Consider the following 12,970-nt stretch of genomic DNA (forward strand, 5'->3'; position numbering starts at 1 on the left):
GCGGGCCGGGTCTTCCTCGAAGGCGAGCACGGCGGCGTAGCCGGCGGCGATTTCAGCCGGCAGGCGCACCGAGCCACGGTGCCAGGCACCGGTGATGCGGCCGCTGTTGATCTGACCCGCCAGCGTGGTGCCCGTCGCCAGCGTGCCGGGCCAGCCGAACACGCCAATGGCACCGCGCTGTTCCATCGGGCCGGAGACAAATTCCAGGTGGGCGCGGATTGCAGTCAGGCTGGTGCCGTCGGCAAACGGGCTGACCAGGATGTGGTGGCCACCGCCGACCACAGCCGCCAGAGCGTCGGCCAGATCGGGGTCAATGGCGCCACCGGACATTGCCGCCACGGTGGCCGTGACGCCAGGCGCGGAAACCGCACTCGATACCACGATGTCGTTGCCGAAGCTGCCCTTGTTGCGGGCAGTCAGCGTCAGCACGCCAGCCGCCACCGTCGCCGTCAGCGGCAAGTCAGCCTTGGCTGCCAGCGCGGTTTTCAGGGCCGTGGCCAGCTCGGCAGCGGTATCGCCGCTGCTGGCCGCAACATCAACGCGGGCGGCGCCAACATACAGGCTGACGATCCCGGCGCCGGTGGCCGGACCGGTCAGCGTGACCGTGCCGCTGGCAGCGATCCCGGCGGTGGCATCGTCGACGGCAATCACGGTCAGCTGCAGGTACGGATTGGCAGTGATGGCGGCGTGCGCCATCAGGTGGGCAGCAGAGCCACGGCCAAACAACTGGGCGGCCTGCTCGTCACTGAACACGTCGACCGGCACCAGGGCCGGCTGGGTGCCGCTGGCCAGGCGCTGGCCGATGGCCAGTACCTTCTGCAGGTTGCCCGGCAGGGTACGTACGGCCAGCTTGGTGTTGAACTCGAAATACTTGCCCGGCTTGCGGATGCTGGACGGGATGCTGTCGAAGCTGACGTTCGGGCTGGCCATTACGCGGCCTCCTTACGGCTGGGTTTGGCGGCAGTTTTGGCACTGTCCGGTTCAACCAGGTCACCGCAGGCGACCAGCCGGCGGTAATAGGCACTGTCGGGCACATCAATGATGGCGGCGTCAGTGATGTAGTCGCGCGGGCGACCCTCTTTCGGCACCTGCAGGCCGGGTGCGGCTGTCACTCTCATGGTTTGCTCCTGGTGGAGATGATGTCCCGAGCGTCGGCAATGCCATCGTCCGGGATCAGGTGATAGTTCAGGCCAGTGCGCAGCCAATCCGGTGGCGGCTCCTCCAGTCGCCCATCGTTTTGGGCGATGACGGCATCAGCGTCGTCGACGGTCTGTGGGCTGGGCCAGTGGCCACGCGGTAACGGCTCCTCGATCCAGGCGGTCTGGAACTCGCAGGCGAACACCGAGAACGCATCGCCGCGGCCGCGGGTGTTGTAGAGCGTGCGCACCCGGGCAGGAAGCAGTGGGTCGATGGGCAGACCAAGATCCTGGCCCGACAGCAGCCGGCGCACCGCGTAGACCAGCGAGTAGCTGCCGATCTCGTTCGGGCCCGCACCACCACGGCGGCCTGCGTCCTCGCAGCGCACATTGCGGTCGCCGACCATGACCACGAACTGCCCGGTCGCCTTGAACTTCTGGCGGGACGTGCCGGTCGGTTCAGTTTTCGTGATGCCGCCGAATGTGACCCAGGCTGCGGGGAAATTGCCGATGGCGATCCCCAGTTCATCATCCAGTTCGCCGCCATAGCTGCCGATCTGCCGAACCATGCGGCCCATACCACGACGCAGCCGCTCAATGATGGCGTCCTCAGTGCGGGTGACGATCATCAGAATGCCCCCGCACCACGAGCGAACACGCGGGTGCCAGCCTCGAACTGGACGGTCTGGCCGACCGGCGCCGAGCCACCGCCAGGCATACCACCCAGCGTGACCCGGCCGGCGGCCGCGTGTTCCAGAAACCGGATGGCATCGCGGTAGCGATCACGACAATCGTCGGTCACCATTCGGCCGCTCCCGCTCAACAGGTAGCGGGCGATGTCGCACGCGTAGCCGGTCAGGATCTTCGGCGGCGTGCCCAGCGGCAGCGTGTAGCGACCGCCGATATAGCCGTCGATGACGGCGCCGGCATCAGCCAGGGCTGTCATCAGCACGCCGTCGTCGATCGCGCCAGTCCGGACACGGTCAGTCAGGGAGATCACCTCGCCCTCACCGAACCGGCCCACCATGTCGTCACGGGTCGCATACATGGTCAGCGCTCCCGGGAACCGGAACCACGCATGGCCAGCAGCAGGTCGCGCAGACGGATGACGCTGTCCGCGACGGTTTTCGACCAGTTGGCCGTTGCAGCGTCGACGGCCAGCGGGGCGACGGTCAGCGCCGGCTCGTCCAGCAGCATGCGCAGCTCGGCCTCGGTCAGCTCATCGAGGTCAATGCGGGTCGGCATGCGGCCGAACACACGACCGGCGCGGCGGAAACCGTCACGGATGGCCGTCACCTCGATGGCGATGGACTGAGTGTCGCCCGGGGCAGCCAGCGGTGGTACCTCGCTCGGCGCGAGAGTCAGCGCCGGCGATGCAGCGCCAGCTGCGTCGAGCTGAACGCTGCCGGATTCGTCCGGCACGCCCTGGTCAACAGGCGGGAGCGTAGCGGGCTCGGCCGAGGCGGTGTCGGTGGCCGGGGTGGCCGGGGTGGCCGGGGTGGCCGGCCGGCGGTCTTTGCGCGGGGCGGCCATGGTTACGCCTCCGTCCCGGTCGAGCCGTAGGCCATCTGCCAGAAGCCGTAGCCGCCGGAGACGCGCGCTTCCGCGCCGAACTTGTACTTCTTGCGGTTGAACACATCGTCGGCCTGCGGGTCGGTCTGCTCGACGAACGCAGGTTTTTTGCGCTCCTGGTAGATGAACGGTTTGACCGGCTTGGTCGTGTCGAGCAGAAACCAGGCGGTATCCGAGATCAGCCACGGCGCAACCACCACCTTGGCCGTACCCTTATACGGGTTCTGGTCATTGCCGAATCTCTCTGCCGTCATCAGCAGATTGGCGACGTCTTCCAGTGCCGGCGGCACCAGCAGCACGTCCGGCGTGATGCCGAGCGGACGACCTTCATCATCCTTCATCGACTTCATGGCCGCGCGAGCGGCGCCGTAGCTGGCTTGGGCGGCGGCCAGGCTGGCAATCGACAGCTTTTTGGTGCCCTTGTTGGTGACCGATTTGCCAGCGACCGGATGGTCGGTGTCGAAGAAGTACTGACCGTCGTAGCAGGCTTCCACGAAGCCGCGATTCACCAGCTCGAACACGATTTCGTCGGGCAGTTGAGCGGCGGAGAATCCGGCCATCTCGGCCTGCGGCTTGTAGATGCCGAGCTGGTCGTCCTCGATGTCGTTGCGGTCGACTTCGACGGTCGCCTCGAAGTCGTCGTTGACGACGGTGTACTTCGAGGCTTCCAGCGCCTTGACTGCTTTTTCACCGATCCAGCGGCGCATGCGCGGGAACCGGCTCAGCCAGGCGTAGTCGTTCTGCCTGCCGGTCGACGGCACCAGCATGGCCACCTGCTGCCATTGGCTCGGCGCAGTAGCAAACGCGCCATTGAAGACAGTCCGCAGGTTGACAAAAATCGCCTTGAGGTTGGAGGCATTGACGAGCATGGGATTCCTTTAGATAACCCACACGCCATCGGCGTCGATACCGAGCACGAGGCCGGCCACGCTGCGGGTGTTGGTGCCATGGCTGGCGGCCACGGTCTGGTTGTCGACGATGTAGCAGTTACGGCCGAGGCCAGCCTGGGTAACCGGGTCGCCGCTGTGATTGCCCCACTTGAACTGGCGACCACGGCGTACCGTGACGACGATGGCGCCATCAGTGCCGTCGCGGTTGTCAGCGGCGGCATCCGCCATGCCGAGATAGGCGAGCGTGGTCGAGGTGGCGCCCGGCACGGCGAACCCGGTTGCATTGATCGCCACCATGGTGCCGGCCGGGATGACGACACCGGCACCGACCGGGACGGCCAGCAGTTCTGCGCCCCGGTGCGGGGTGTTGCGATCCTGAGTAGTCGCGGTCATTGCTCGCCCCCCATCGCGGCTTTGATGGCCACAGGGTCATTGCCGAACATCGAGCAGATGGCCAGCGCATCGCCGGTCAGTTCCGTGGCGGTCTCGATGACCGGCTGACGACCGCCGGTCTGCGTCGAGGACAATGCAGCAATCGGCGTGGCGGTCTCGATGTAGCCACGCAATGCCGCAACATTGGATGCCCCCAGATCGCGCGCCCATTTTTCCTGGGCGGGCAGCAGACGGCCGTCGGACAGCGCGGCCGTCACCAGTTCGTCCAGTTCGCGGCCGTTGACCTGGGCGGTCAGATCGGCAATCTGCTGTTGCAGCGCTTGAGCAACATCGACCGGCACATGTTTGGCCGGATCGACCTGGGTGGCCGACAGTGCCGCCACACGGGTTTCCAGCTCACTGGCCTTGCCGGCTTGGGTACTCAGCTCGGCCAGCTTGGCCTTAGCCTGTTCTTCGCTCGTCCCCGGCGGCAGACCGAGCAGGGTGAGCAGTGCGTTGAGATCCACGGTGGGTTCCTTTTTTTCATGTGACACGGGGGAAAGCAGGCGCGATAAGGCCGCCAGGGACAATTCCGGCAACTCGTCGAGTGCGGGGTTGTTGGTCAGCGCGACGTTGATGAGTTCCTGCACACGCCCGTCGGGCGTGTAGACAAACAGCGGGGAGATGTAGAGGTATTCGTGGGCGTCGATCATGGCTGCCGCACGCGCGGTCCATTCGACGTCGGTGGCATACAGGCCGTCACCCTCACGCCATTCGAGCGTGGAGAACCAACCTGCCGACGGGGCCGGCTGACCGTTATCGGCTGCGCGCAGCGTTTGGTGCTCGTAGTCGAATGCGTAGCGGGTCTGACGGGCGGCGGCCTGGGCAACCAGCAGCGCCGCGTTGACGCTGTCCAGCACCCAATGCGGGCAGTCGGCCGGGCGGCCGTCACGGGCGCGGAATTCGCCGGCCGGCAGGATCTTGACCGCCTTTTGGCCGGGGGTGATTTCGACCGACAGGGCGGCGATTTGGGGGGGCAGATGTGGCATGACCCGCAGTGTGCGGGTCATGAAGAAAGGGGTTTACCTGAACTGGTTCAGTGGGTTAGCGATGGGCTTGACTTGTGCTTCACCGAGGATTTGGCTTCCTCGACTACCTTGTTCAACTTCTCGTATTCACTTGCGCTACGCCAATATCCCACCAATCACGGCAATGATATTCCCTGCATTCGACAAAATTTCGGTAGCGTTCATGTGCGGCAGCTCCTTAGTTCAGAACTACGTATCCTAGCCCGTTAGTCGGCCGTTAGAATCCATGCAACACAAATATCATGCATCAGCGCTCGTCCTGCCTCATTAAACGCCGCAGAGGCCGGTTGCGCGCGTTGAGCGTTTTCAGTATCAGCCGTCGATGACTCGCCGCAGGTAGTCCGCCGCCGTCGCCTCGATCTCGTCCTCGTCCCCATCGGTCAGCATCAGGAATGGCCGGGCCGGAATATTGCTGCCGGGGTGATTGACCGACCTGACCACGCGGCCACCAAACGCCAGGGCGCGTTTGTTCCGGGGGCGGATCACATGCGGGCGGGTCTGGCCACCGAATTGGTGGATGGCTGCGTATTTGACATTGGTGCCGACCATCGCACTGGTGGCATCGCTCGACGGGGAAATGCTGCTGGCCAGCCGACCGGTGTCCTGCAGGATCTGCCCCTGGCGGCCGCCGGGTTTCAGCCCCTGCCATTTAGGCCGGCCCTGCTGTGCAAAATTCTCCTCGACGGCGTCCATCAGGACGGCGGCGATACCCCGCATCAGCGGGGCGGGATTTTTAGCTGCCTTGACCAGGCGCTCCAGCGCAGCCGCAGTCAGTCGGTCGTCGATCTCGATTTCAATCATGGCTATACTCAATGCAGACGCCGGAAACACGGTGAATACTCCCGGCCGTAGCCCGCTCACCAGAGCGGAGCGCGTGAGGGTGCAGTGGGAGTCCCTCCCGGCGTCTATTCCCATGCATTCCGCACCACCTCGCCGCGACGCATTGCCGCTGATACTGCACGTGCATTGCTCTCCCGGAACGACGTCAGGAACAACGCCCGGCCGCTGGCTGTCGCCTTGACCACCGCGTGGTAAATACGGCCGGCCCGACGAACAAACACCAGATTCAGTTCGCCCTGGCGCACAATCAGTTGCGCCCGCTCGATTACGCCCTGTACCCGCCAGTAGTCATCCAGGCCGATATCCTGACCCTCACGGCTGACAGCCTGTTTGACCAGCGTGTCATCCGATAGCCACACCGTCTGCGTCTCGACCTGGAGCAGCTTTCGATACTCATCCGACAGCACCGCCACCGGCCAGCGCTGGCCGACCACCAGTCCATCGCGCATCTGCGCCAGCGTCTGACCGCTGGCCACGCGCTCGGCGACCCGGGATTCCAGTGTCCGATAGCTGCGGGCAAAGTCCGGGCCGGTCAGCGTGCCACGCACATATTGCCTGGCCACGTCGGCGGGGTAGCCGTCCAGTTCCGGCTGGTAGGCAGCGCGGCCGGGGTTGTAGCCGAACCCGGCATCGGTCGTGAACCGTTTGCCATCCGGCCCTCGGAATGCCACCGCCGGCCGTGTTTCGCCATCGCGGCCTATCGGCTGGTCGACCGTTTCCAGCCGCCCCTCACTTGATGACACGGGCAGATCGAGACGGTCAATGTCACGCTGGCTGCGGGTTCGCACGCGGCAGCGGCAGCGCCAGCCGTTCGGTGGGTAGAACGTGCGCCAGAACGGATCGTCGAGCCGGAACACACGGCCGTGCAGTGTGCGGTGTGCCGGCCGGGTGCGGCCGTCCAGGACCGCCACGTATTCCCCATACGGGCGCAGGTCGGCGCCCGCCAACTGTTCCTGGTAGCGTCCGGCCATATAGGCCGACTGCATGTTCTGCCTGAAAATCGTTTCCAGGCGCCGGCTGTTCAGCCGTTTGCCCGCAACCTCACCTGTGGCCTGGTCGACAACCCGGCCACGCCCCCACCAGCCGCGTGCCTCCAGCATCGGCTGCAGTTGCCGCTGGAAATCGCTCAGCGTGCCGCCGTTTCGCAGCGCATCGGTTAGCCCGTTGCGGATGTCGGTCAGGATGTCGAGTTTGGTGACGCCGGCAACGGTAAATGCCCGCGCATGCGCCTCGGCCCAGACGTCCTGCCAACGGAACCCGATGGCGTACCCTTTCTGCTCAAAGTATTTGATTGCCTCGGCTGGCGGCAGGCCGATGGCGTAGGACAGGTCGACGTCAGTCCTGGGCATTCACCCGGCCCCATACATCAGCGACAAAGATCGCGCGAGCCAGGATCTCGCTGATGGCCGTATCGTCCATGTCGGGATAGGCTGCAGCCAGCGCTGCAATGGCATCGTCCGGCGTCGCACCATCCCGGATCGCCAGGATGGCCGGGGCCATCAGCGCATCCAGTCCAGCATTCAATGCGTCAGGCACCGATGCGGCATCCAGTGCGGCCTGATCGGGATAGATCACCTCGCCCTGGTCATTCAGGGCGACGTGGCGATAGGACAGCGCTGCCTGAGCCGGTTTCGGACGCAACTCGGGGGGCAGTGCCATGTCCGGGCGTGGGGCGACCAGGACGGGCTCACCATTTTTCGGCGCCGGGATCGCGAGCTTGTCATTCACCCAACTGACCGGCACCGGCACACCCAGCGCAACCAGGGGCGGCAGCGCCTCGCTGTACAATTTAAGATCTTCCGGCTCGCGCGTATCGAACACCAGGCGCGGCATGCGGCGCGGGTCGACCTGGCCCCCGTTAAGTACCGCCATCGGGTACAACAGGTCACGCGTCAGCGTGCCGGATAGCTGCCCGGCGTCGCTAACCAGCAGGTCGTGCCGCACCTCGTTATGGATGGTACCGAGCGCATTGGTCGAGGATTTGCCGTCCGCCTGACTGGTCAATGTGCCGCCGAGAATCGCTTTAGATTGGCTGCGTTCGCACCAGTCGGACATGGCCTGAAATGGCTCGTGGCTACCCTGTGCGGCATTCTGGAATTCGATCAGCATGCCCTCGGGAATGATGCCGGCCGCGTTGTGGCCGATGCCGGCGACAGCGCGCAGCAGCGTCGCTTTCTCGTCATCGGTGGCGCCGGCCGGGTATTTGCCGACTCGTAACGGCAGCCCATAGATTTCCAGAAACTCGGCCAAGTCTCTGACGCTGTAGTTCTTGAACAGATACGGCCATGCCAACACACGATGCAGACCGGCGCGTGTCAAATAGCCGGATTTAGCGCGGTGGCGATGGATGACCCAGCCGAATTGCCACGGCTCGGCGCCGTCGGCCGTGCCATCGCGCAACCGCAGCGCATTGCCGTCAGTCTGTGCGGTCTGAAACCAGCGCTGCGGTCGGTGGGTCAGGCTGCGCGGGAGCCAGTCACTACCCAGGCGCTGCCATTCAATTTCGAGCGCAGAAAATCCGTGGCCAATGGCGTCCAGGGCGTCGAGAAAAACGTCGTCCAGGTCGGCAATGTCGCGCAGCTGTTCCTGCAGTTGGGCGGTTTGTTTTCTTTCGGCGGGTGTTGCATCACGCGGCGGCTCAATACTCCAGTCCAGCGTCAGCAGCGCGCGCTTGCGCTTCGACATTTCCGCAAAAATGTGGGCATCTTTCTCTTCCATATCGACGAACAGGTCATGCTGAGCGGCAATATCACCGCGCTCGGCATCCTCCAGGATGCGATGCAGGCGTTGTGGCGTCAGACCGCGAGATGGATGGTCGGCGAATTCGTGCGTAACCCAGCCTAACCGCGACGTTTGCGGTTCGTTGAGTACCTCGCGCTGGATGGGGTTGCCGTACTGGTCGAGGATTTGCACCATATTTGTCATTCCTACCAGGCACCGGCAGCAAAGCTGCCGAATCTGTCGTTGTCATCGCGACCACTGGAACGTGGCACGGGGGTGTAGTCGAAGGCGGCGCCACCGCCACGGGTGGAGGCGATCATCCAGAGGATGTGTAGTGCGCTCAGCCCGTCGTAGTGATGCCCGGTCTGAGGCTCAGGCCAGGTGTCCAGCTCAGCCAGCAACAGCGTCAGGGCCGGGTTGAACAGAATGCGGGGGGTGAACGGGTCCGTGATATACGGCTCCAGCGAGTCGATTCGCACCTCTGGCGCAACAGAGGCGGTCACCCCGATCAGCGGCAGTGGCACGCCCTGGTCCATCCCCGCCTGGACGAATGTCTGGCGTGAGTGCTCATAGGCGTTGTTGTTTTCAAACCCCCATGCCAGGCACCGGAATTCACGCTGGGCGGCAATGAGGTCGGATTCCAATTTCGACGGGACACGGCGCTTGATGGCCGCCTCGATCACATGGAGTTTTTTGGCCACACGGTCCCAGCCGCCCACCAGAATAGCCGACGGGTCAGAGGTTTCCCCCCGGCCCATCGACGGGTCGCAGCCACCGAACATGAGCCAGTCACGCTGGCGATGAACCCAGTATTCGAGCCGGGCAAACGTTTTGTCCTCATCGCTGCGGGGGTCGCCCTGCATTTCCGTTTTGAATGCCTTGGCATTCTTGGCGCGCTGACGCATCAGCCAGTACAGCGAGCGCACTGCCGGCCAGGAGATCCGCGCACCATCCTCCATCTGCACCTGGTTGGCCGTGTAAAACTGGAATGATGGCAATTCAGCCTCAGCCAGTTTGCGGCCAGATTCATTCGCCGCTTCCTCTGCCTTCCTGTCCTCATTGAGCATCATCGCCGTGCATTGCTCCCACATATCCATGCGGGTCGGCATCGCCTCGATGGCACGGAAGTGGTGAACGATATGACCAATGGTCCGCTTGGCTCGGCTGATGGGGTCGTCGCGGTCAAGCACAGTGCCGATGCCGAAGTACTTCACTGAACCGTCCGGCGGTCCGAGGTAGTCGATAGCCTTGCCCAGCCAGTTCCAGCGGTTCTCGCGTTCGGTCGGCGACTTGGCCTCGGCATCAGTAATCAGATCATCGCCTAACAGTAACTTCGGCCGGCTGGCGCCATGGAATGTCCCCCGGATTGCCTGCTCGGCGCCAAACGGCTCAACCTTGACGCCGGCGGCCGTGACAAATTCGCCCACCTTCCAGACCTGCCCCTTGCCGCACGCTTCCGGGAAATCCATTGCCAGATTGGCATTGACGGTCAACTCGGTTTTGATGACCTCCAGCAGTTTGGTCGGCAGGCGGGTTTCGGCTCCCAGTAGGATGATGTAGTCAATGAACGGCGGCGGCGGGCCATCCCAACCGACCTCACGCTGAATCTCCGACCGTTGCAGCAAGGCGTGGACTGCGCACCAGACCGGGCCAATCTTGGTCAACAATGACGATTTCGCCTCGCCGCGAGGCGCCACCCACCACTCGGTCACACCGCCAGCCTGGCTGAGTAGTTGCGGAAAACGCTGGCAAAAGTGAGCATGGAACAGTGACGGCTCGCCACGGATATGGTGAGGGAAGTACGTGTAGGCGAAAAACTGAAAGTCGCCGAGCAGCACGCGTTTTCGGCGAGCTGCGATTGCATCGGGGGATGCATCCAATCCGCCTTGGTGAGCCTCGATGTCACGGCCCAGTTGCGCCTTCAGCTCGCGCAGGCCGGCCAGAAATTCTCGCTGGGAAATGTCAGCCATAGTTCTTGGCCAGGGTGTTGCCAAACGGCTCCAGAATCTCAACAAACGCTGCCGCGTGTTGCGGATAGTTCTCGCGGATAAACACGGCCAGCGCCTGGACCACCTCCATTGCGGTGGCGAGTTGGGATGTCTCCGGCAGGACGCGTCGTGATGCCGAGACCGTTTTGTTGAAGGAGTCTGCCAGTGACGCCAGCATCTTGACCTTTGCCTCGGCCTGGATTTCGGCGTTGCTGTTCAGCGTGTCCATCGTCGCCTGGTACTGGGTCATGAACCCGGTCAGGGCGGCTCGGGCGACATTCTCGATGCCACCGCCAGCAAGGATGTTGGCAGCACGCAATTTGTCCCAGTCGTCGCCAGCGGTTTCGGCCTCGCGCTTCCAGCGCCCAGCCGTCGACATGGATACCCCGCACTGCAGCGCAGCCATTTCCAGGCCGAGGCGCTCGAACACGTACAGCCGACGCACTCGGTCGCGGATCTCAGGGGAATGCGCCATGCCTACAGGAGCGTCCGTTTGACCAGTTCGGTTGCCAGCGCAGTGCCGACGGCCACGATGGCACCACTGATGGCGCCGGCGCGGGCCGCCTGCTGCTCGACGTGACGTAGACGACCATCCATCGCGTCCAGGCGTTCGGCCTGGCCAGCCTGGCTGGAGACGATCATGTCCAGCTTGCCTTCGATGCGGCCCAGTGCGCGGGTCAGTTCATTGTTCTGTTCAGCCATTAACGGCTCCATTTTTCGTGGCTGGATTGGCAGGTGATGCACCGGGTACAGCCCGGTGCAGCGAGGCGACGCGGCTCGGGGATCGCGTCGCCGCAGTCCGCGCAGTGGCTCAGGCTCGGACGAGCGGCACGCTCACGATGGGCTGTCAGTGCCACCTCGCGATGGCGAGCCTCCAGCGCCTGCGCCTGGTCGAACTGGTCCATCAGGCGCCCACCCCCTGAATGGCCAGCGACCGTACCTGTTCCAGGGCGACGCGCGCCGCCAGTGCGCAGGCTGCGTCACCGCCGAATCGCGGAATGTCGTCGAGCAGCTCATCCAGCCGAGCGGCGGCGATTTTGATTTCGTCGATCACGGCACGCGTGGCGGCCGTTTGTTGCGGTTGCTCATTCATGGGTATCACCCTGGGAAACGGGGAAGAGTCGCGCGACAGCCGTCAGCTGGACATCCAGTTGCTGGCACCACTGGCCGTAGTCAGCGGCGTGCGCGATGAGGTCACCGGGCGATAACCCGGCGTCGGGGCCGGTGGCCGAGCCGGCTTGTGCAGTATGTCCGGCGTCGGTTGCGGGCAGATCCGGATCACGCTCGGGGTAGCCGAGGGCGGCGCGGTAGACGCGCAGGCTGTCAGGGCCAAGGCCAGTAAAGCGGTCGCCATCAGAGCGGGTCGCATTGTCGATTCTCCGGGTGAGTTGAGACCGGGCATTGGCCAGTTCGGCGCGGGCCTCGATCAGCGCATAGCCGACCTGGTGCGCCTGGTCGTTCAGACGCTGTTGCTCGGTCAGGGCGGCACCGAGTTCGGTGGCACGGGCATCGGCCACCGCCTGGCGTTCGCGGTCGTAGTGGGCGGTCTGCTCGGCGAGCTGTGCGGTGTAGTTTTTGGCGGTCTGGCTGCTGCCGAGGCGGTAACCGAGCGTGCCAGCCAGTGCCAGCGGCACCACGATGGCCAGGACGCGGCCGGCGGTGGCCAGGGTGGTTGTGCTCAGGAATTGGCTAATCATTTTTTGCATCCCGTTTGACACGCCAGGCGGCAATCAGCCGCAGCGCGGCGGCATAGCCGCCGACCAGGCCGAGGTAGATCAGCCAGGTTTCCGACGTCAGCGTGTCGTGGATGCCCTGATAGATGAACATGCCGGTCGACGAGGCGCTGGCGATGTTCGCCCACAGTTTGGTGTGGCTCAGGCGGCCGCTGTCGGCGTGGGTGAGCAGCTCGGACCAGCGCATCACGCCCCGCCCTTCGCCAGTTCAAAGTGCGGGAACTCGCGGAAGCGGGCGGTCGGCCTGCCGTACCAGTTCAGGCCCAGTTGCTCGCCGATGCGGCCCATCTGCTGCCAGTGCGGATGCGCGGCATCCCACATTGCCTTGCCGTTGATCAGCGGCACCACGTCGAAGGCACGGGCGGCCGGCTTGCCACCCAGGGTGAAGTTGTGTGCGGACTGGCCGGCACGGGCGTTGGTCACGCGCGGACCGGGCCGGGTGCGGCCCTGCGCGTACAGCGCGTCCTGCTCGGCGCCATCTCGGTACGTGCAGGTAATCAGCGGGTCCATGCCGGCCGCACGGCACTGGCGCAGAAAGGCGGTGCACAACGGCTGCAGGTCGGGATGAAGGTCTTCGATTCGGCGGCTTGCCATGATGAAATTCGCAGGAAACGGAACGGCACCAGCATA

Annotated in this window: 19 protein-coding genes; all 19 read right to left on the minus strand. The window is 64.4% G+C overall.

Features of this window, described 5'->3' with window-relative positions; all coding sequences use genetic code 11:
• The coding region (locus Q352_RS19900) for a tail sheath protein (protein WP_036385380.1) at positions 1-930 on the minus strand (930 nt) is incomplete at its 3' end.
• Positions 930-1,118 (minus strand): hypothetical protein, encoded by a 189-nt coding sequence (locus Q352_RS0104955; RefSeq protein WP_028498379.1) that lies wholly within the window; start codon positions 1,116-1,118, stop codon positions 930-932. The genes Q352_RS19900 and Q352_RS0104955, both read right to left, overlap by 1 nt.
• Positions 1,115-1,765 carry a DUF1834 family protein gene (locus Q352_RS0104960; protein WP_028498380.1) on the minus strand — a complete coding sequence of 217 codons (651 nt, stop codon included), beginning with the start codon at positions 1,763-1,765 and terminating at the stop codon, positions 1,115-1,117. Before Q352_RS0104960 ends, Q352_RS0104955 begins: the two co-directional genes overlap by 4 nt.
• Complete coding sequence (locus tag Q352_RS0104965) at positions 1,765-2,184, minus strand: gp436 family protein (protein ID WP_028498381.1); 420 nt, start codon at positions 2,182-2,184, stop codon at positions 1,765-1,767. Before Q352_RS0104965 ends, Q352_RS0104960 begins: the two co-directional genes overlap by 1 nt.
• 2 nt (positions 2,185-2,186) lie before the next feature.
• Complete coding sequence (locus Q352_RS19905) at positions 2,187-2,669, minus strand: HI1506-related protein (RefSeq protein ID WP_036385273.1); 483 nt, start codon at positions 2,667-2,669, stop codon at positions 2,187-2,189.
• Positions 2,670-2,671: 2 nt separating this feature from the next.
• Entirely contained in the window at positions 2,672-3,577 is a 906-nt protein-coding gene (locus tag Q352_RS0104975; RefSeq protein ID WP_028498382.1) for a Mu-like prophage major head subunit gpT family protein, read from the minus strand.
• Between the two features lie 9 nt (positions 3,578-3,586).
• Positions 3,587-3,991: a hypothetical protein gene (locus Q352_RS0104980; RefSeq protein ID WP_028498383.1), complete on the minus strand. Its 405-nt coding sequence runs from the start codon at positions 3,989-3,991 to the stop codon at positions 3,587-3,589.
• A complete protein-coding gene (locus tag Q352_RS0104985; protein WP_211249602.1) occupies positions 3,988-5,040 on the minus strand; it encodes a phage protease in 1,053 nt (350 codons plus the stop codon). Before Q352_RS0104985 ends, Q352_RS0104980 begins: the two co-directional genes overlap by 4 nt.
• 330 nt (positions 5,041-5,370) lie before the next feature.
• Entirely contained in the window at positions 5,371-5,859 is a 489-nt protein-coding gene (locus Q352_RS0104990) for a phage virion morphogenesis protein (protein WP_028498385.1), read from the minus strand.
• Positions 5,860-5,963: 104 nt separating this feature from the next.
• The gene (locus Q352_RS19910; protein ID WP_051528690.1) at positions 5,964-7,247 is read right to left on the minus strand and encodes a phage head morphogenesis protein; all 1,284 of its coding nucleotides are present in this window, start codon (positions 7,245-7,247) and stop codon (positions 5,964-5,966) included.
• Positions 7,234-8,814: a DUF935 domain-containing protein gene (locus tag Q352_RS0105000; RefSeq protein ID WP_028498386.1), complete on the minus strand. Its 1,581-nt coding sequence runs from the start codon at positions 8,812-8,814 to the stop codon at positions 7,234-7,236. The genes Q352_RS19910 and Q352_RS0105000 overlap by 14 nt, the downstream gene beginning before the upstream one ends.
• Positions 8,815-8,825: 11 nt before the next feature.
• The gene (locus Q352_RS19915) at positions 8,826-10,589 is read right to left on the minus strand and encodes a hypothetical protein (protein WP_051528691.1); all 1,764 of its coding nucleotides are present in this window, start codon (positions 10,587-10,589) and stop codon (positions 8,826-8,828) included.
• Positions 10,582-11,082 carry a DUF1804 family protein gene (locus tag Q352_RS0105010; RefSeq protein ID WP_028498387.1) on the minus strand — a complete coding sequence of 167 codons (501 nt, stop codon included), beginning with the start codon at positions 11,080-11,082 and terminating at the stop codon, positions 10,582-10,584. Before Q352_RS0105010 ends, Q352_RS19915 begins: the two co-directional genes overlap by 8 nt.
• Before the next feature lie 2 nt (positions 11,083-11,084).
• On the minus strand, positions 11,085-11,309 hold the full coding sequence (locus Q352_RS0105015; RefSeq protein WP_028498388.1) for a hypothetical protein: 225 nt from the start codon (positions 11,307-11,309) through the stop codon (positions 11,085-11,087).
• Positions 11,309-11,512 (minus strand): TraR/DksA C4-type zinc finger protein, encoded by a 204-nt coding sequence (locus Q352_RS22705; RefSeq protein WP_211249603.1) that lies wholly within the window; start codon positions 11,510-11,512, stop codon positions 11,309-11,311. The genes Q352_RS0105015 and Q352_RS22705 overlap by 1 nt, the downstream gene beginning before the upstream one ends.
• Entirely contained in the window at positions 11,512-11,700 is a 189-nt protein-coding gene (locus Q352_RS19920) for a hypothetical protein (protein ID WP_036385276.1), read from the minus strand. The genes Q352_RS22705 and Q352_RS19920 overlap by 1 nt, the downstream gene beginning before the upstream one ends.
• Complete coding sequence (locus Q352_RS19925) at positions 11,693-12,304, minus strand: hypothetical protein (RefSeq protein WP_051528692.1); 612 nt, start codon at positions 12,302-12,304, stop codon at positions 11,693-11,695. Before Q352_RS19925 ends, Q352_RS19920 begins: the two co-directional genes overlap by 8 nt.
• Complete coding sequence (locus Q352_RS0105035) at positions 12,297-12,527, minus strand: DUF2644 domain-containing protein (protein ID WP_028498390.1); 231 nt, start codon at positions 12,525-12,527, stop codon at positions 12,297-12,299. The genes Q352_RS19925 and Q352_RS0105035 overlap by 8 nt, the downstream gene beginning before the upstream one ends.
• A complete protein-coding gene (locus Q352_RS0105040; protein ID WP_028498391.1) occupies positions 12,527-12,934 on the minus strand; it encodes a M15 family metallopeptidase in 408 nt (135 codons plus the stop codon). Before Q352_RS0105040 ends, Q352_RS0105035 begins: the two co-directional genes overlap by 1 nt.
• Positions 12,935-12,970 lie beyond the last annotated feature (36 nt).

It is taken from the genome of Microvirgula aerodenitrificans DSM 15089, assembly GCF_000620105.1.
GTDB classification, from domain to species: Bacteria; Pseudomonadota; Gammaproteobacteria; order Burkholderiales; family Aquaspirillaceae; genus Microvirgula; species Microvirgula aerodenitrificans.